This window comes from Pseudonocardia cypriaca (assembly GCF_006717045.1).
GTDB lineage: Bacteria > Actinomycetota > Actinomycetes > Mycobacteriales > Pseudonocardiaceae > Pseudonocardia > Pseudonocardia cypriaca.
This window is the reverse complement of the sequence record NZ_VFPH01000003.1, coordinates 129,322-148,201: the sequence shown is the minus strand read 5'-3', so window position 1 is coordinate 148,201 and position 18,880 is coordinate 129,322. Positions and strand designations below refer to the sequence as shown.

At 74.0% G+C, this 18,880-nt stretch carries 14 protein-coding genes and 1 pseudogene; 12 read left to right on the top strand and 3 right to left on the bottom strand.

The window, feature by feature from the left end:
• Window positions 1–69: 69 nt before the first annotated feature.
• Window positions 70–2,400 (top strand): DNA helicase PcrA, encoded by a 2,331-nt coding sequence (pcrA, locus tag FB388_RS32560; protein WP_142106544.1) that lies wholly within the window; start codon window positions 70–72, stop codon window positions 2,398–2,400.
• Between the two features lie 517 nt (window positions 2,401–2,917).
• Here the strand turns inward: pcrA and FB388_RS32555 are convergent.
• Both FB388_RS32555 and FB388_RS32550 read right to left on the bottom strand, forming a co-directional pair.
• Window positions 2,918–3,631, bottom strand: a complete 714-nt coding sequence (locus FB388_RS32555) for a M23 family metallopeptidase (protein ID WP_246122662.1) — start codon at window positions 3,629–3,631, stop codon at window positions 2,918–2,920.
• Window positions 3,632–3,911: 280 nt separating this feature from the next.
• Entirely contained in the window at window positions 3,912–4,916 is a 1,005-nt protein-coding gene (locus tag FB388_RS32550) for a lipase family alpha/beta hydrolase (protein WP_142106543.1), read from the bottom strand.
• 193 nt (window positions 4,917–5,109) lie between these two features.
• Between FB388_RS32550 and sucC the strand changes: the two genes are divergently transcribed.
• The 8 genes from sucC (at window position 5,110) to FB388_RS32510 (ending at window position 14,186) form a co-directional block, all read left to right on the top strand.
• Window positions 5,110–6,279: an ADP-forming succinate--CoA ligase subunit beta gene (gene sucC / locus FB388_RS32545; RefSeq protein WP_142106542.1), complete on the top strand. Its 1,170-nt coding sequence runs from the start codon at window positions 5,110–5,112 to the stop codon at window positions 6,277–6,279.
• A 1-nt stretch (window position 6,280) separates the two neighbouring features.
• Window positions 6,281–7,168, top strand: coding sequence for a succinate--CoA ligase subunit alpha (sucD, locus tag FB388_RS32540; protein WP_142106541.1), 888 nt, complete (start codon window positions 6,281–6,283; stop codon window positions 7,166–7,168).
• Window positions 7,169–7,379: 211 nt separating this feature from the next.
• A complete protein-coding gene (locus tag FB388_RS32535) occupies window positions 7,380–8,918 on the top strand; it encodes an ABC-F family ATP-binding cassette domain-containing protein (RefSeq protein ID WP_142106540.1) in 1,539 nt (512 codons plus the stop codon).
• Window positions 8,919–9,011: 93 nt separating this feature from the next.
• Window positions 9,012–9,977, top strand: a complete 966-nt coding sequence (locus tag FB388_RS32530; protein ID WP_142106539.1) for a DUF5336 domain-containing protein — start codon at window positions 9,012–9,014, stop codon at window positions 9,975–9,977.
• Between the two features lie 54 nt (window positions 9,978–10,031).
• On the top strand, window positions 10,032–11,711 hold the full coding sequence (locus FB388_RS32525) for a cell division protein PerM (protein WP_142106538.1): 1,680 nt from the start codon (window positions 10,032–10,034) through the stop codon (window positions 11,709–11,711).
• 86 nt (window positions 11,712–11,797) lie between these two features.
• On the top strand, window positions 11,798–12,445 hold the full coding sequence (gene purN, locus FB388_RS32520) for a phosphoribosylglycinamide formyltransferase (RefSeq protein ID WP_142106537.1): 648 nt from the start codon (window positions 11,798–11,800) through the stop codon (window positions 12,443–12,445).
• The gene (gene purH, locus FB388_RS32515; protein WP_142106536.1) at window positions 12,442–13,998 is read left to right on the top strand and encodes a bifunctional phosphoribosylaminoimidazolecarboxamide formyltransferase/IMP cyclohydrolase; all 1,557 of its coding nucleotides are present in this window, start codon (window positions 12,442–12,444) and stop codon (window positions 13,996–13,998) included. The genes purN and purH overlap by 4 nt, the downstream gene beginning before the upstream one ends.
• 38 nt (window positions 13,999–14,036) lie before the next feature.
• On the top strand, window positions 14,037–14,186 hold the full coding sequence (locus tag FB388_RS32510) for a hypothetical protein (RefSeq protein ID WP_211362399.1): 150 nt from the start codon (window positions 14,037–14,039) through the stop codon (window positions 14,184–14,186).
• 762 nt (window positions 14,187–14,948) lie between these two features.
• On the opposite strand, the pseudogene FB388_RS40645 reads toward FB388_RS32510, so the two are convergent.
• Window positions 14,949–15,184, bottom strand: a pseudogene (locus FB388_RS40645) (NAD(P)-dependent oxidoreductase); the annotation flags it as partial.
• Between the two features lie 176 nt (window positions 15,185–15,360).
• Here FB388_RS40645 and FB388_RS32500 point away from each other — a divergent pair.
• From FB388_RS32500 to FB388_RS32490, 3 genes are all read left to right on the top strand, one after another.
• The gene (locus tag FB388_RS32500) at window positions 15,361–16,116 is read left to right on the top strand and encodes a ribosomal RNA small subunit methyltransferase A (RefSeq protein WP_142106535.1); all 756 of its coding nucleotides are present in this window, start codon (window positions 15,361–15,363) and stop codon (window positions 16,114–16,116) included.
• 91 nt (window positions 16,117–16,207) lie between these two features.
• A complete protein-coding gene (locus FB388_RS32495) occupies window positions 16,208–16,978 on the top strand; it encodes a hypothetical protein (RefSeq protein ID WP_211362398.1) in 771 nt (256 codons plus the stop codon).
• Window positions 16,979–17,094: 116 nt separating this feature from the next.
• Window positions 17,095–18,855 carry a DNA polymerase Y family protein gene (locus tag FB388_RS32490; protein ID WP_246122848.1) on the top strand — a complete coding sequence of 587 codons (1,761 nt, stop codon included), beginning with the start codon at window positions 17,095–17,097 and terminating at the stop codon, window positions 18,853–18,855.
• The last annotated feature ends 25 nt before the right edge of the window (window positions 18,856–18,880 follow it).

Here is an 18,880-nt window from a genome sequence, read left to right as displayed (position 1 = left end):
GATCAGTGGCACGGGAGCAGTGTGCCACACCGGGGGCTGTCGGAGAGCGGCGGTACCCTTTCGAACACGATGAGTGCGCTGTTCGAACTGCCAACTGATGCCCCTGTCCGGCCCCGCACGGAGCGCGGTGCGGCGCTGCTGGAGGGGCTCAACCCGCGCCAGCGCGAGGCCGTGGTCCACGCCGGTTCGCCGCTGCTGATCGTCGCGGGGGCGGGCTCGGGCAAGACCCGCGTGCTCACCCACCGCATCGCGTGGCTGCTCGCCGAGCGTGGGGTCCACCCCGGCGAGATCATGTCGATCACCTTCACCAACAAGGCAGCCGCCGAGATGAAGGAGCGGGTCGACGCGCTGGTGGGCAGGCGCGGCAACGCGATGTGGGTGTCCACGTTCCACTCGATGTGCGTGCGCATCCTGCGGCGCGAGGCCAAGCACATGGGCGTGCGCAGCGCGTTCTCCGTCTACGACGCCGACGACACGCGCCGGCTCGTCGGCCTGGTGCTGCGCGACCTCGAGCTCGACCCGAAGAAGTTCGCCGCCCGCGGCGTCGCCGCGCAGATCTCCAACCTCAAGAACGAGCTGCTGTCGGCCGATGACGCCGCCGAGCGGGCCGCCAACGAGTTCGAGCGCAAGGTCGCCGAGGTCTACGGGGTGTACCAGGCCCGGCTGCGCACGGCCAACGCGTTCGACTTCGACGACCTGATCATGGAGACGGTGGCGCTGCTGCAGCGGCTCCCGGCCGTTGCTGAGTACTACCGGCGGCGGTTCCGCCACGTGCTGGTCGACGAGTACCAGGACACCAACCACGCGCAGTACGTGCTGGTGCGCGAGCTCGTCGCTCCCGCGGCCGAGGGCGTCGAGCCGGGTGAGCTGTGCGTGGTCGGCGACTCCGACCAGTCGATCTACGCGTTCCGCGGCGCGAGCATCCGCAACATCGTCGAGTTCGAGCAGGACTTCCCGAACGCGCGCACGATCATGCTGGAGCAGAACTACCGCTCGACGCAGCGCATCCTGTCGGCGGCCAACGCGGTCATCGCGCGCAACCCGAACCGGCGCGACAAGCGGCTGTGGTCCGATCAGGGCGACGGCGCGAAGGTGATCGGTTACGTCGCCGACAACGAGCACGACGAGGCCGCTTTCGTCGCGCAGGAGATCGACCGGCTCGTCGATTCCGGTGAGATCCGCAATTCCGACGTGGCGGTGTTCTACCGCACCAACTCCCAGTCGCGGGTGTTCGAGGACGTGTTCCTGCGGGTCGGCCTGCCCTACAAGGTCGTCGGCGGGGTGCGCTTCTACGAACGCAAGGAGGTGCGCGACGCGCTGGCGTACCTGCGGGTGCTGTCCAACCCGGAGGACACCGTCAGCCTGCGGCGCATCCTCAACGTGCCCAAGCGCGGCATCGGTGAGCGCGCCGAGGAGCTGGTGGCCACGTACGCCGACCGGCAGCGGATCTCGTTCGCCGCGGCGCTGCGGATCGCGGCCGAGCAGCCGGAGCGGATCCCCGGGCTGGTCACGCGGTCGCAGCGGTGCATCGCCTCGTTCGTCCAGCTGCTCGACGAGCTGAACGAGCTGGTGGAGCGCGGTGAGGACACGGCGGAGATCCTCGAGGCCGTCTACGCGCGCACCGGCTACACGGCCGAGCTGGAGGCGAGCGACGACCCGCAGGACGGCTCGCGCCGCGAGAACCTCGCCGAGCTCGTCACGGTGGCGCGCGAGTTCGCGGGCGACGCCGCGGTGGCCGACCTGGACGACTCCGACGTCGAGGTGGGTGCGCCCGCGCCCGGCTCGCTCGCGGCGTTCCTCGAACGGGTCGCGCTCGTGGCCGATGCCGACTCCATCCCCGACAACGACGAGGGCATGGTCACCCTGATGACCCTGCACACCGCGAAGGGCCTGGAGTTCCCGGTCGTGTTCCTCACCGGCTGGGAGGACGGCGTGTTCCCGCACATGCGCGCCATGGGCGACCCGGCCGAGCTGGCCGAGGAGCGGCGCCTGGCCTACGTCGGGATCACGCGCGCGCAGAACCGGCTGTACCTGTCCAGGGCGATGATCCGCTCGTCGTTCGGGCAGCCCAACGCCAACCCCGCGTCCCGGTTCCTCGCCGAGGTGCCCGACGACCTGGTCGAGTGGCGGCGCGCCGAGCCGGAGCGCTCGGCCCCGGTCGGGCGGTTCGGGTTCGGGCGCCGCCCCAACGCAACCGACCGCGGCAGCTGGAACGTCCCGAAGGCCGCGCTCAAGGCGTCGATCTCCCTCGACGTCGGCGACCGGGTCAACCACGACAAGTACGGCCTCGGCACCGTCGTCGAGTCCGACAAGGCCACCCACCGGGTGCTGATCGACTTCGGCAGCGCGGGCACGGTCCGGCTGATGCTCATCGGCGGGGTGCCGCTGCAGAAGCTGTGAGAGCCGGCCTCAGGATTGTCGAGGGCTCGCTCCCACCGGGCCTTCGGTGGCGCCACGCCCGTCCAGGCACCTCCCACTGGGCCTTCGGTGGCGCCGCGCATCGTGCGGGGCCGCCCCTCACGCCTCAAGGGCGCTCCGCGATCGCTACGCGACCCTTGACCCGCGAGCCTCTACGACCCCTCCGGGCCCGCTTCGCGGGCAGGCCCGGGCCTGCCCCTTCGGCGCGCGGCGCCACCGAAGGCCGGTCTCACCACCATGATCAAGGCTTCGGTGCGAAAACGGCGAAAACAAGCCGGGAACGCGCCGAAACACCGATCATGGGGCGGGAGCGAGGTCGCGGGCCAGGCTGATCGGCGCGAGGAGCACACCGGCGTCGTCGGCGAGGCCGTCGTGTACTGCTCGGGGCTGATCGCAGGGTTCCTGCAGCCGTTCTCGGCCCACGCTGCCCGTCGACGGTCGCGTGGACCGGCAAGAGGTGCGCGAGCACGAAATCCCGGCGCTACTCGACAGCCGGGGGTCAGTACTCGATGCCGCGCTTGCGCAGCCAGGTCAACGGGTTGATCTTCGTCCCGTCCGAGCTCCAGATCTCCAGGTGCAGGTGCGGGCCGGTGGAGTAGCCCCGGTTGCCGATCTCGGCGATCTCCTCGCCAGCCTTCACCTTCTCGCCCTCTTTGACGAACGTGCGGTTGACGTGCCCGTACACGCTCTGGGTGCCGTCGGTGTGGCGCAGCACCACCCACAGGCCGTAGCCGGTGGCGGGGCCGGACTCCTCGACAACGGCGTCGGTGAGCGCGTAGATCGGGGTGCCGATGGAGCCTGCGATGTCGATGCCCTCGTGGGCCCTGCCCCAGCGGCTTCCGAACAGGGACGTGAGGTGGCCGAGGGTGGGCTTGACGAACGCGGTCTCGCCGTAGAGGAAGGCCTCGGGGGCGCCGTCGGACAGCGCCGCTTCGATCTTCGCGGCCTGACGGGCCAGATCGCGGCCGATGTCCACGGCCTTGGCGAGGTTCTGGACGTCCACCTGGGATGCCGGGTCGAGCGCGTCGACCGCGAGCGGGTCGGGCAGCAGCTGGTCGCCGCCGATCGCCCCCGTGAACGTGGCGGCGGTGGTTTCGGCAGGCGCATCCTTCGTCACCTGGGCGACGGGCTGCAGGGCGGCTACGGCCTGCGTGCTGTCGAAGAACGTCGTGGCGACGGTCTGGCCGCCGGCCACCACCGCACCAGCTGCCACCGCCGCAACGGTGGCGCGTCCGCGCACCGAAGCAACAGGGGGCGCCGGGAGACGGTGCACGCCCGGGACGTCGGCGACGCGCAGGGGCGTCGTGCGTCCCGGATCGTCCGTCTGGGCGCCGCTGGGGGAGCGGTGGCGCGCCAAGACCTGCCCTTCTCGACTGACCGGGGTGCCGCGCCGTGACCGGGGTGCGGGCTGGGGATCCCGCGGTGGTGGCTTTCGGGGCGCCACCGTGACCGGCCTGTGACACGGACCGGGGGACGGTAGCGAGGCTGGTCCGCTAGGGGCAACTTCTCGCTCGGTGTGGCGGAGTGATCGACGCAGCGTCAGGATGTGGGTGACGCGCGGTCGCGGAACGTTCGGAAGTGACCCGTGGGTAGGTCTGACCTGGGCGCAACGGGTGAATGGCCCGCGCCGTTCGGCCGAGTGCGTTGGCTACCCAGCGCACTGTCCGGGGATCGATCGGCAGCGCCAAGTGACCGACGTCACGTATTCCGAGCTCCTCGACGTCCAGGTCAGGGTGCCGCAGTCGCCCGTTGCGCTGCGGCAGCACCATCTGGTCCATCCGGCTCCACACCACCAGGAAGCGCGTGTCGCACCCGGGCGCGGGCTGCGCGAGCTCGGCGATCACATCCGATCCGGGGCGGAGCTGGCGCGCGAGCGGCGTGGGGAGCAGGTGGGCGGCGAGGGTGCCGCCGTGCGGGCTGCCGAGCGTGACGAGCGTGTCGACGGCAGCGGTGCCGCCCATCCGCTGGACGTAGTAGCGGGCGATCATCCCGCCGAGCGAGTGACCGACGATGTGGATCCGCTCCGCGCCTGCGAGCTCGCGCAGCTCGTCGACCTGCTGGCCGAGCCGGTGCGCCGCGGTCCGGATGTCGTCGGTGAACAAGCTGTAGTTCACCGCGTGCACCACGCCGAAGCCACGGCGTCGCAACGCCCGCCGGAACACGGTGAACACCGAGCGGTTGTCCATGATCCCGTGCAGCAGCAGTATCGGGGTGCCGGCCGCCTCGACGTCCGTGACCACCAGGCTCCGGTGCAACGGGGGCAGCGGGTCGGTGCGGTGGCCGGTGGGGGCCTGCAGCTGCTCGCGAGCGAACCCCGCGGGGTAGACGGCGAGGTGGGCGGTGAGCCACGCCCACTCCACGGCGATGCCCCGGATACCGGCCGCGCTGCCGAAGGTCCGGGCGGCGTACGCACCGGCGCGCGTGACGTCGGCCGCAGCGGCCTGCGCCGCCCCGGCCACCCGGGCCAGGCGGTCCACCCCTGTATGGACCAGCGCCATACGAGAACGGTAGGTGAGGTACGCGTTTTCCGCGCGTTCTGAGACCGGCTCTGCAACCGTGGTGATGCAGGGTGACTGTCGTCACCGGACCAGGTCAGAGCGGGTGCGGGGCGCGTCGCTAGGGTCGGCGAGGCAGCGGATTTCGCGGGCCGGGCGGCCCGCGACGCACAGCGGAGTGGGCGAGGAGACCCGAGTGGACCTCTACGAGTACCAGGCGAAGGAGCTCTTCGCCGCGCACGGAGTGCCGGTCCTGGCGGGCCGCACGGTCGAGACGGCGGAGGAGGCGGGCGCCGCCGCCGCCGAGCTCGGCACAGCCGTGGTGGTGAAGGCCCAGGTGAAGACCGGTGGGCGGGGCAAGGCCGGCGGCGTGAAGCTGGCCGAGACGCCCGAGGAGGCGCGGGAGAAGGCCGCCGCGATCCTCGGGATGGACATCAAGGGCCACACGGTCCACCAGGTGCTGGTCACCGAGGCCAGCGACATCGCCGAGGAGTACTACTTCTCGTTCCTGCTGGACCGCTCGAACCGCACGTTCCTCGCGATGTGCTCGGCAGAGGGCGGCATGGAGATCGAGCAGCTGGCCGTCGAGCGCCCCGAGGCGTTGGCACGGGTGCCGATCGACCCGATCGCGGGCGTCGACCGCGCGAAGGCCGCCGACATCGTCGCGCAGGGGAAGATCCCTGCCGCCGTCGCCGACCAGGCCGCTGACGTGATCGTCAAGCTGTGGGAGACGTTCGTCTCGGAGGACGCCACGCTGGTCGAGGTCAACCCGCTGGTGCGCGACCCGCAGGACAAGGTCGTCGCCCTGGACGGGAAGGTCACGCTCGACGGCAACGCGGACTTCCGGCACCCGGGGCACGCGGACCTGGTGGACCAGCGCACCGAGGACCCGCTGGAGGCCAAGGCGAAGGCGAAGGACCTCAACTACGTCAAGCTCGACGGCGAGGTCGGCATCATCGGCAACGGTGCCGGGCTGGTCATGTCCACCCTGGACGTGGTGGCCTACGCCGGTGAGAAGCACGGCGGGGTGAAGCCGGCGAACTTCCTCGACATCGGCGGTGGCGCCTCGGCCGAGGTGATGGCGGCGGGCCTGGACGTCATCCTCGGCGACCCGGACGTCAAGAGCGTGTTCGTCAACGTGTTCGGCGGCATCACCGCGTGCGACGCGGTCGCAACCGGCATCGTCGAGGCGCTGAAGATCCTCGGCGACTCGGCCACCAAGCCGCTCGTGGTCCGGCTGGACGGCAACAACGTCCTGGAGGGCCGCCGGATCCTCGACGAGGCGAACCACCCGCTGGTCACCCAGGTGGACACGATGGACAACGCGGCCGACAAGGCCGCCGAGCTGGCCGCGGCAGGAGCCTGAAATGTCGATCTTCCTCAACGAGAACAGCAGGGTCATCGTCCAGGGCATGACCGGTGGTGAGGGCACCAAGCACACCACCAAGATGCTGGCGGCCGGTACCAACATCGTCGGCGGCGTCAACGCTCGCAAGGCCGGCACGAGCGTGACCATCGGCGGCAAGGACCTCACGGTCTTCGGCACCGTCGAGGAGGCCATCAAGGAGACCGGCGCGGACGTGTCCGTCGTCTTCGTGCCGCCGAAGTTCGCCAAGGACGCGGTGATCGAGGCGGTCGACGCCGAGATCCCGCTGTGCGTGGTGATCACCGAGGGCATCCCGGTGCACGACTCCGCCTACTTCTGGGCGCACGCGAGCGCCAAGGGCAACAAGACGCGGATCATCGGCCCGAACTGCCCCGGGATCATCTCCCCCGGCAAGTCCAACGCCGGGATCATCCCGGCCGACATCGCGGGTGCGGGCCCGATCGGGCTGGTGTCGAAGTCGGGCACGCTGACCTACCAGATGATGTACGAGCTGCGGGAGTTCGGGTTCTCCACCGCGATCGGCATCGGTGGCGACCCGGTGATCGGCACCACGCACATCGACGCGCTGGCGGCGTTCGAGGAGGACCCGGACACCAAGGCGATCGTGATGATCGGCGAGATCGGCGGCGACGCCGAGGAGCGGGCGGCCGAGTTCATCAAGGCCAACGTCACCAAGCCGGTGGTCGGGTACGTGGCCGGGTTCACCGCCCCGGAGGGCAAGACGATGGGCCACGCGGGCGCCATCGTCTCCGGCTCCGCGGGCACCGCCCAGGCCAAGAAGGACGCCCTGGAAGCGGCGGGGGTCAAGGTCGGCAAGACCCCCAGCGAGACCGCGCAGCTGATGAAGGACATCCTGGCCGCGCAGTAGCTCCCGGCCCGGCTTGCAGCAAAGCCACTTCCCCGCCGCCACCTTGCGGGGAGGTGGCTTTGCTGCATGAGGGCACCCGCCGGTTAATGCGACAGCTGTTGCAATTGGCGCTCGAGCGGGGTACCGTCGAGCTCGTGCGCAGCTGACACCTCCCCACCCGCGTCCGCGGCTCAGCCCGGCGGGTTCCGGTTCGTCCGCGAGGTGTCCGCCCATGTCGAGTCCTGCCATCGTCTGCTCCGGCCTGTCCTTCTCATGGCCGGACGGCACCCCCGTCCTCCGCGACCTCGACGTCGCGATCGGCGCCGGCCGCACCGGCCTGATCGGGCTGAACGGATCCGGCAAGTCCACCCTGCTCCGCCTCGTCGCGGGCCGGCTCGCCCCGACCGCGGGGACGATCAGCACGGCGGGCGACGTCGGCTACCTGGCGCAGGACGTCGCCCTCGACACCGGGCGCACCGTCGCCGAGCTGCTCGGGATCGCCGAGCAGCGGGCCGCGCTGCACGCCGTCGAGGCGGGGGACACCACGGCGATCGCGGCCGTCGGGGACGGGTGGGACGTCGAGGAACGCGCGGTCGCGGAGCTCGCGCGCCTCGGCCTGCCGGCGGATCTCGACCGCGGCGTCGGCACGCTCTCCGGCGGCGAGGCGGTGCTCACGGGGCTCGCCGGCCTGCTCGTGCGCCGCCCGGCGATCGCGCTGCTCGACGAGCCGACCAACAACCTCGACCGCCGGGCCCGCGAGCTGCTCCACGCGGCCGTCGCGGCGTGGCCGGGTGTGCTGCTCGTCGTGAGCCACGACCGGGAGCTGCTCGAGCTCGTCGACACCGTCGCCGAACTGCGTGGCGGCGCGGTGCGGCTGTTCGGGGGCACGCTCTCGGCGTACGAGGCGCAGCTCGCGGCCGAGCAGGAGACGGCGCGGCGCCTCGTCCGCGTGGCCGAGGCCGACCTCCGGCGCGAGCGGCGGCAGCTCGTGGAGGCGCGGGTCAAGCTCGACCGGCGCGTCCGCTACGCCAACACCGACTACGTCAACAAGCGCCGGCCCAAGGTCGTCATGAACATGCGCAGGCAGGAGGCGCAGGTCTCGGCGGGCAAGCACCGGATCATGCACGAGGAGCGGCTCGCGGACGCCCGCCGCGAGCTGCGCACCGCCGAGACGGCCGTGCGCGACGACGACCGGATCCGCGTCGACCTGCCGCGTACGGCGGTGCCGGCCGGGCGCACGGTGCTCGAGGTCGGCGGGCTGACCGTGCGGGGTCCGGAGCGGATCGCGTTGCTCGGGCCGAACGGCAGCGGCAAGACCACGCTGCTGCGCAGCCTCGCGCCCGCCGTCCCGGCCGCGTACCTGCCGCAGCGGCTCGATGTGCTCGACGACGCGGCGTCGGTGCTCGACAACGTGCGCGCCGCCGCTCCGTCGCTCCCACCGCAGCGGGTGCGGGCCGGGCTCGCCCGGTTCCGCGTGCACGGCCGCACCGTCGACCAGCGGGCGGGCACGCTGTCGGGCGGGGAGCGGTTCCGCGTCGTGCTGGCCCGGCTGCTGCTCGCCGAGCCGCCGCCGCAGCTCCTGCTGCTCGACGAGCCGACGAACAACCTCGACCTGGACAGTGTCGAACGCCTCACCGAGGCGCTGGCCGCGTTCCGCGGGACGCTCGTCGTCGCGAGCCACGACCACCCGTTCCTGCGGAAGGTCGGGTGCACCAGGTGGTGGAGCGTGGACGGCGGGTTGCGGGAGGTCGCCGAACCGGGGCACGGCTGATCGCCCGTCGAGGCCGCAACCCCGTGGATGGACTACGTTCGGTAGCACCGCCTGCACGTGTACCGCGGGAGGCCGCACGGAGGGAGATTCCTCATGAGCCAGCAACCGGGACACCAGGGGCCTGGGCAGCCCACACCGTCCGCAACGCCGTCCCCGTCGTCGGCTCCGCAGGCGTCCGGATCGCCGGCAGGCGCCCCCTCGCCCGCCGAACCCGCGCCCACCGCGTCGGAGGCACCGCAGCTCGCTCCCGGCCCCGCCCGGTTGCTGGTGCTCGCCGCCGCCGGCCTCGGCGTGGTGCTCTACCTGCTCGGCTTCGTCGAGGCGGGGCTCTCGGGCAGCTTCCTCGGTTTCCTGCTGCTCGGCGGCGGGTTGCTCGCAGGCGCGGCCCTGCTGCCCAGGGCGGGGCGGGTGCTCGTACCCGCCACGGTGATCGTGCTCACCGGTGCGCTGTTCCTGCTGCAGGCCGTCGCCCAGGGCGGGGCGTCCAGCACCGCGATCATCGCGCTGGTGCTGGCGCTCCTGCAGGCGGTGGCCGCGCTCGGTGCCGTGCTGCTCGACGCAGGCCTGGTCAAGGCGCCCGCGCCGCGGCCACGCGAGCCGCAGGGGTACGGCCAGCAGGGCGGCTACGGGCAGTACCCGCCGGGGTACGGCCAGCAGGGCGGCTACGGCCAGTACCCGCCGGGGTACGGCCAGCCGGGCTACGGCGGGCCGGGTTACGGCCAGCCGGGGCAGTACGGCCCGCAGCCGGGTTACGGGCAGCCGGGTTACGGCGCCCCCGGCGGCTACGGGCAGCAGCAGCAACCGTGGGGGCAGACGGAACCCGGCGCACGCTCCGCGAGCGGCCCTCCGAGCTGGTACGGCGGCGGGGGCGACGGCGGCGACACCCCGAGCGCGGGCACGCCCGTGTCGGGCGAACCGACCACGGCGATCCCGCAGGCGTCGGCACGGCCCGAGGGTGGCGACGCCGAGCAGACCAGCGGCGACCACACCCGGATCATCAAGCAGCCCGGCGAGCACCAGCCCGGTCAGAACGGGCCCTCGAACAGCCCGCCGGGGTAGGCCGCCTCGGCGAGCCTGCTCCACCCGAGCGGGTAGCGCTGCAACCCTGGGTGGGTGACGCGCACCCTCGCCGGCACCGACCACGAACCGACACCCGATCCCGAGCCTGCGACGAGCGGGACGGAGAGCGGGGTCGAGGGCCTCGACCGGCTGCGGCTGCTGCTGGCCGGGGCGATGGGCACCGTCCTGCTCAGCTACGCCCTGCTCGTGCCCGCCGCCGCCGTGGTGATCTTCACGGCGGGTGGCGCCGTCTCGGTCGACGGCGCGTTCGCCGCCGCGATCCCGCTCTGGCTCGCCGCGCACCAGATCCCGCTCGTGCTGGAGGGGCAGCCGCTCAGCGTGCTGCCGCTGCTGCCGACCGCAGGCGTCAGCGTGGTGGTCGCGCTCGGTGCGGCGTGGACGGTGCGCCGCCTGGGCGGCCGGTCCCGCCACGACGCGGGCGCGGTGCTCGTGGCGGTGGCCGGGGCCCACGCCGCGGTCGCGGTACTGGGCAGCGCGCTCCTGCCGCGGGCGGCCGAGGTCGCCGTGGCGCCCTGGTCGGCGATGGTCGGTGGTGGGCTGGTGTCGGGGCTGGCGGGCGCCGTCGGCGTGCTGCGGGTGTGCGGGCTCCCGCCGGATCGGGCGGCCCGGCTGCCCGGCTGGCTGCGTCCGGCGATGCGTGGAACGGCGGTCGCGCTCACCGGGCTCGCCTGCGTCGGATCGGCGGTCCTGGTGGCGGGGCTGGCCGTGCAGGCGGGCGCGGTCGCATCTGCGTACTCCCGGCTGGCTCCCGGCTTCGGGTCAGCGGTCGGTGTCACGTTCCTGGCGATCGCCTACCTGCCCAACGCCGTGGTCAGCGGTGCCAGCTGGGCCCTCGGTCCGGGGATCACGGTCGGCGCCGCGACGGCGTCACCGTTCGTCACGAGCACCACGGCGCCGTCGAGCTTCCCGCTGCTCGCCGCGCTGCCCACCGGTGTGCCGCCCGCGTGGGCGCTCACCGTGTTCCTGCTGCCGATCGGCGTCGGCCTGCTCACCGGCATCGCATGCCGCCGCGCGGCGCCCCCGAATCACCGGTTCTCGGCGGCCCTCGCCACCGCCTGTTCCACCGCGGTCGTGATCGGGCTGCTCGCGTTCCTGACGGGCGGCAGGCTCGCCACGGGCCCCTTCGACCCGGTGCGGCTGCCCGTCGAGCTGCTGGTGCCGGCCGTGCTGCTGTGGGTCGGGGTGCCCATCATGCTGGTCGCGGTGCTGCGGCCGGGTGTGGAAGCCGCGCCGGACAGCGCGCAACCGTCCGGCGGCGACGTGGTGGAGGTGGAGGACGACGCTCCGGGCGAGGCGACCGAGGCCGCCGACGAGGAGCAGGACGCAGCGAACCCCGACCTCCCGCGGGCGGACCAGGCCGAGCCCGAGGCCGCGGAGGATGCGCCTGAGGAAGACCGGGATGCCGGGGAGCGTGCCGATGCGCCGGGGTCCCGGGGCGCCCGCAGGCGGCGCGATGCCGGTGCACAGCGGCGCCCGGACCGGAAGGTCGACGAGCGGGCCGCCCCGCGCCGCATCCCCGCCACCCGCCGCTCGCCGGACCAGACCGAGCGGCCGCCGCGCCGCCGCTGGTGGCAACGACCGGAGGCGAAGGTGGAGGAACCGCCCGCGCCCGTACCGGAGCAGCGCGGTCCGCAGACCGTGGCCGAGCTCGTCGCGCAGCGCGCCGAGGAGGCCGAGGATCGGGACGCGGGCGAGCACCCCGACCGCGGGTAACGGGTCCGAAGGCGGTGTGACCTGCACCGCCGCCTACGCTGAACGGCGTCAGAGGCGAATCCCCGACCCCTCGAGGAGCTTCCCGCGTGCCCGCGTCGCCGAGCCGTTCCTACCGGGTCGAGATCCCCGTTCCGGCCCGGGTGGTCGTGCTCGTGTCCGGGTCGGGCACGCTGCTGCAGGCGCTCCTCGACGCCGCCGCCGAGCCCGGGTACCCGGCGCGGGTGGTGGCCGTCGGGGCCGACCGCGACGACATCGAGGGCCTCGCGCGCGCCCGCCGCGCCGGCGTCCCGGCCTTCACCGTGCGGGTCGCCGACCACGCCGACCGCGCGGCATGGGACGCCGCCATGGCCAAGGCCGTTGCCGAGCACCGCCCTGACCTCGTGGTGAGCGCGGGCTTCATGAAGATCCTCGGCCCGGGCTTCCTCGCGAGCGTCGGCAGCCCGATGATCAACACACATCCCGCGCTGCTGCCGGCGTTCCCCGGCGTCCGCGGGGTGGCCGACGCGCTCGCGTACGGGGTGAAGGTCACCGGAGCCACGGTGCACATCGTCGACGACGGCGTGGACACCGGCCCGGTGCTCGCCCAGAGCGCGGTGCCCGTCGAGCCCGGTGACACCGTCGACACGCTGCACGAACGCATCAAGATCGAGGAGCGGCGGCTGCTGGTCGGCACCGTCGCGGCGCTGGCCCGGGAAGGGGCCACCGTGACCGGACGAGAGGTGACCATCCCGTGAGTCAGCGCCGCCCCGTACGCCGGGCCCTGATCAGCGTGTACGACAAGACCGGGCTGGCGGATCTCGCCGCGGGCCTGCACGGCCTCGGCGTCGAGATCGTGTCCACCGGCTCCACCGCGCAGCGGATCGCCGACGCCGGGGTGCCGGTCACCCCCGTCGAGGAGCTCACCGGGTTCCCCGAGTGCCTCGACGGGCGCGTGAAGACGCTGCACCCGCGCGTGCACGCGGGCCTCCTCGCCGACACGCACAACCCGGCGCACGTCGCCCAGCTCGAGGAGCTGGACATCGCTCCCTTCGACCTGCTCGTGTCGAACCTCTACCCGTTCACCGAGACGGTGGCCTCCGGTGCCACGCCCGCCGAGTGCGTCGAGCAGATCGACATCGGCGGGCCCGCGATGGTCCGCGCATCGGCGAAGAACCACGACAGCGTGGCCGTCGTCGTCGAGCCCGCGCGGTACGAGTGGGTGCTGGAGCAGGTGAAGAACGGCGGGTTCGCGCTGGAGGACCGCAGGCTGCTGGCCGCGGCCGCGTTCCGGCACACCGCCACGTACGACGTGGCCGTGGCGTCGTGGATGGGCAGCGTGCTGGCCCCCGAAGCGGACGCCGGGGTGTTCCCGTCCTGGGTGGGCGCCACCTGGGACCGCGCCGCGACCCTGCGCTACGGCGAGAACCCGCACCAGCAGGCCGCGCTGTACGTCTCCGGGCGGCCCGGGCTCGCGGCGGCCGAGCAGCTGCACGGCAAGGAGATGTCCTACAACAACTACGTCGACGCCGACGCCGCATGGCGCGCCGCGCACGACCACGACGGGCCGTGCGTCGCGGTCATCAAGCACGCCAACCCGTGCGGTATCGCGGTCGGCGCCGACGTCGCCGAGGCCCACCGGCTGGCCCACGCCACCGACCCGGTCAGCGCGTTCGGCGGCGTGATCGCCACGAACACCGAGGTGAGCATCGCGATGGCCGAGCAGGTGGCGGAGGTGTTCACCGAGGTCGTGGTGGCGCCCGGCTACGCGGACGGCGCGCTCGACGTGCTCACGCAGAAGAAGAACATCCGCGTGCTGCGGCTGCCGGACGCCGTGGAGCGGCGCGGCGCCGAGCTGCGGCCGATCTCGGGAGGGCTGCTGCTCCAGCAGCGCGACGCGCTCGACGCCGCAGGCGACGACCCGGCCACCTGGACCCTCGCCACCGGCGACCCGGTGCCGGACGACGTGCTCGCCGACCTCGCCTTCGCCTGGCGGGCCTGCCGGTCGGTGAAGTCGAACGCGATCCTGCTGGCGTCCGGTGGCGCCGCGGTCGGGATCGGGATGGGGCAGGTCAACCGGGTCGACTCGTGCCGGCTCGCGGTGCAGCGCGCCGGTGACCGCGCCCGCGGCTCGGTCGCGGCGTCCGACGCGTACTTCCCGTTCGCCGACGGGCTCGAGGTGCTGCTCGAGGCGGGTGTGCGGGCCGTCGTGCAGCCGGGTGGCTCGGTGCGCGACCAGCTGTCGATCGATGCGGCCGCGGCCGCAGGCGTGCCGATGTACTTCACGGGCACCCGCCACTTCGCGCACTGAGCTCCGCGCGCCGCAACGGCAGGTGAGCTGCTGGCGGTGTGCGTTCACCGCGGAACGCGGGAATCGCGCAGGCCGGCCGCCCCGACCTGGCCCGGCGCATCGCGAAGGCCGGCCGGACGGACGTGGCCTGGCGCAACCTGGCCCTCGGCGCGGTGACGTTGCACCGCGCCACTCGGCCGGTGGTCTGAGCCGCTCACCGGCCAGGTCTCCAGCGGCGCCACGTGCCGCCCGGGTCTCATCCCCACCAGGCCTCGAGCGGTGCCCCATCTCGCACAGGCGTACCCCTCACCGGGCCTTCGGTGGCGCCGCGCATTGTGCGGGGCCGCCCCTCACGCCTCAAGGGCGCTGCGCGTCGCTCCGCGATCGCTTCGCGACCCTTGACCCGCGAGCCTCTACGGCCCCTCCGGGCCCGCTTCGCGGGCAGGCCACAGGCCAGCCCCTTCGGCGCGCGGCGCCACCGAAGGCGGTCTGACCACCATGATCACGGCTTCGGCGCAAAACCGGCGGGAACAAGCCGGGAACGCACCGAATCGCTGATCATGGGGTGGGAGCGAGGTCGCGGTCAGGTTGATCGGCGCGAGGAGCACGCCAGGGTCGCGGGCGAGGCCGTTGTGTACTGCTCGCGGTGATCCGCAAGGTTCACGCACCCGTTCTCGGCCCACGCTGCCCGTCGACCGGCAGCGTGACCCGACAAGGGGTGCGCGAGCCCAAACCCGGTGCGCGAAGGCAACCAGATGCGCGACACCGGCCTCCTGGCGGCGTCGCGCACCAAGAGGGCAGGCCCCTGGCCTGCCCGCACTGCTTGCCCTCAGGGGTCGCAGAGGCTCGCAGTTCAAGGGGCGCGCAGCGCTCGCGAAGCGACGCCGCAGGCGCCCTTGAGCTGTGAGGGGCGGCCCCGCACAATGCGCGGCGCCGCCAGGAGGCCCTGGGGCTGCCGCGGGCGAATGCGCTCAGTAACCGTCCCGCACGAGGTTCGGCGGCTTCTCGCCCCGCACGAACGCGGCGATCTGGTCGGCCGCGATCCGGTATGACCGCTCCAGCCGCCCGGGCACGCTGCCCCCGGCGTGTGGGCACAGGAACAGCCCCGGCGCGGTCCACAGCGGGTGGTCGGCGGGCAGCGGCTCGGGCTCGGTTAGGCCAGCGCGGCCAGCAGTCGGCCGCTCGTCAGCTCGGCGGTGAGCGCGTCGCCGATGGGCGCGAAAACCGGTCGCGGCCGGCGGTAGCGTGGTCGTCATGTGCGCATGCATACGGCCGTGGTGCTTCGTTCGGGCGCCGCGCAGCTGATCTTCGTAGCAGGCCTGCTCCGCTGCGCGCGCCCGATCCGGATTCCCGTCCCGATCGATGCGAAGCGCAGGTTCCCGCATGTCCTCGTCGTCCCGCCGTACCGTCGGCGGCCGGCCGGAACTCGGCCAGAACTTCCTCGTCGACCGTCGCGTGGTCGCGCGCATCGCCGCGCTGGTGCCACCCGGTCCCGTCCTGGAGCTGGGCGCCGGTGACGGCGCTCTGACCCGGCAGCTCGCCGTGCGCTCGGACGCCGTCACCGCGGTCGAGCTCGACCCCGCCCGGGTCGCCGGGCTGCGCCGGACCCTCGGCGGCCGCGTCCGCGTCGTGCACGCCGACATGCTGCGGGTCCGGGCCGACGTCCCGAACGTCGTCTCCAACGTCCCGTTCGGGATCACGACGCCGGTGCTGCGCCACCTGCTCCGGCAACGCGCGTGGGCCACCGCGGTGCTCCTGCTGCAGTGGGAGGTCGCCCGCAAGCGTGCGGCCGTCGGCGGTACCACGCTGCTCACCGCGAGCTGGTGGCCCTGGTACGAGTTCGACCTCGGCGGCCGCGTGCCCGCGTCGGCGTTCCGGCCGCGGCCGAGCGTCGACGGCGGCATCCTCGTGATCCGCAGGCGGCCGGAGCCGCTCGTCCTTCCCGCGGAACGCGCTGCCTACCAGCGGATGGTCCGGGAGGCGTTCACCGGTGACCGGCTGCTGCCCGTCCTCGGGCGGGTGCTGCCCGCGCCGAAGCGATGGCTGTCGGCCCGCGGCCTGGCCGTGGACGTCCGTGCGCGCGACCTGGACGCACTCGGCTGGGTGGATCTGTACGGCGAGGTGGCGAGCCGGGTCTGAGTGGCGTTGCGGGGCTTCGGACGCCCTGATACCGTCGAACACACGTTCGAACGTGCCGTCTTCCCCGCGGCCGTCCATCGGGGAGGCATGCGTGGGTGGAACTGCTGTCGCCGCCGGGCACCGCGCCGACGTCACCGGTCGGCTCGAGCTCGCCCGCGGGCTGCTGCGCCGCATGGAGGACCGGTCCGTGGGGGTGCGGCCGGCACCCGAGTCCGACGGCCGGGTGCTCCCGGTCGCCGAGCCGCTGGCCCGGTTGCTGCCCGCGGGCGGGTTGCGCCGCGGGTCCACGGTCGCGCTCCCGCACGCCCCCGGGGCCACGTCGTTGCTGCTCGCGCTGCTCGCGGAGGCGTCGGCCGGGGGAGCGTGGGCGGCCGTGGTGGGCCGGCCGGACCTCGGGGTGGTGGCGGCCGCGGAGGCCGGGGTGCGGCTGGAGCGGCTCGCGCTGGTCCCCGAGCCGGGGGCGGACCTGATGGCCGTCACCGTCGCCCTGCTCGACGGGATCGACGTCGTGGCGGTGGCGGGCGCCGAGCGGGCCGGGGTGCGCGCCGCCGATCGGCAGCGGCTCGCGGCGCGGGCCCGGCAGCGCGGTGCGGTGCTGGTGGCGCTCGGGGCGTGGCCGGGCGCCGACCTCGAGCTGAGCTGCACCGACGCCTCGTGGCAAGGGCTCGGCACCGGGGCGGGCCGGCTCGTGGCCCGGCAGGCCCGGGTGCGGGCGCGCGGGCGGGGCGTGGCTCCCGGCGGGCGGTCGGCCGGGCTGTTGCTGCCGGCCGCGGGTGGGGCGGCAGCGCAGGCGAGCCCAGTGCCGATGAACCCAATGCCGATGAACCCAGTGCCGATGAGCAGGGAACGGGTGGCGGGATGAGGGCGGTCGGCGCGCCGGATGAGGTCCTCGCAGAGTCCCCTGACCCTGTGACGACCTCGTCGGGCGCGCGCGTGCTCGCGCTGTGGTCGCCCGACTGGCCCGTCACCGCGGCGGCCATGGCGGAGCACGTCCCGCCCCACCGGCCGGCGGCGGTCGTCGTGGCCAACCGGGTGCTGGCGTGCTCGGCCGTGGCGAGGGCACAGGGGGTGCGGCGCGGGCTGCGCAGGCGGGAGGCGCAGGCGCGGTGTCCTGACCTCGCGGTGCTCACCCGCGACCCCGACCGCGACGCCCGCGCTTTCGAGCCGGTCGTCGCCGCCGTCGAGGAGCTGGCGCCGGGGGTGGAGGTGGTCCGGCCAGGGCTGGTGGCGATGGTCGCGCAGGGGCCGGTGGGCTGGTTCGGCGGGGAGCAGGAGGCAGCGGAGGCCCTCGTCGACCAGGTCGCCGCCCGCACCGGCGTCGAGAGCCAGGTGGGGGTGGCCGACGGGCTGTTCGCCGCGGTGCTCGCGGCCAGGAGGGCCGTCGCCGTCGCGCCGGGCGACACACCGGCCTTCCTGGCCCCGCTCGGCGTCGAGGAGCTCGACCGCGAACCCGACGTCGACCGTTCCGAGCTGGTCGGGCTGCTGCGCAGGCTCGGGCTGCGCAGCTTGGGGGCGTTCGCCGCGCTCGCAGCCGAGGACGTCGCCTCCCGGTTCGGCGCCGACGCCGTGCACTGCCACCGGCTCGCCCGCGGCCTCGACCCGCGCCCCCCGGTGCGGCGCACCCCGCCGGAGGAGCTCGCCGTCGAGGTCGAGCTGGACCCACCCGTCGACCGGGTCGACGCCGCCGCCTTCGCCGCCCGCGGGCTCGCCGAGCGGCTGCACCACACGCTTGCCTCGCACGGCCTCTCGTGCACGCGGCTCGGCGTCGCCGCTCGCACGGTGGGCGGGGAGGAGCTGCACCGGATCTGGCGATGCGCCGAGCCGCTCACCCCGGCCGGCACCGTCGACCGGGTCCGCTGGCAGCTCGACGCCTGGCTCACCCGCCGCAGGCGTTCCGGGGACGTGCCGGACGAGGGGGACGACGGCGCGGTCGCCCGCCTCCGGCTCGTGCCGGAGGAGACCGTCACCGCGGGGGCCCTGCAGCTCGGCCTGTGGGGCGACGTCGGAGAGGCGGGAGAACGCGCCGGGCGCGCGCTGGTGCGGGTGCAGGCGCTGCTGGGGCCGGAGTCGGTGGTCACCGCTGTGCTGGTGGGCGGGCGCGACCCCGCCGAGCAGGTCCATCTCGTCCCGTGGGGCGACGACCGCGGCGACGTGGGATCGGACGAGCGCCGCTCTCGTCCGGTGGATCCGGACGGGAACGCCGTTCGCCCCGCGGGCGAGGAGCAGGAGCGCACCTGGGCGAGCTCCGGGCCGCTCGTCGCCCCGGCCGGGTGGCCGGAGGACGTCGTGCGCCGGGCGGGCCGGGTCTCCGCCGCCGACCTGCCCGAGGCGGAGCGCCTGCGCACCACCAACCGGCGCAGGCGCGTCCCGGCCCCGCGCCGCCCCACCGGCCGCTCCGTGCCCCGCGACCCACCGCCGTCGTGGCCGGGCCGGCTTCCCGCGCCCTCGCCGGCCACGGTGCCACCGCGACCCCTCCCGGCCGAGCTCACCGCAGCCGACGGGAGCCCCATCCTGCTCGGCGCGCCGGACCTGCTCTTCGGGCTGCCGGCGTCCGTCGCGGTCGACGGCGGCGAGCCGCGCCGGGTGGAGGGGTGGGCCGGGCCGTGGCCGGTGCAGCAACGGTGGTGGGCAACGGGCAGCGCGGAGGCGAGCCGGCTGCAGGTCACCCTGAACGACGGTGAGGCCTTGCTGCTCCTCTTCCGGGAGGGGAGGTGGTGGGTGATCGGCGAGTACGACTGACCCGTGTCGGCCGGTGCGCCCCGCC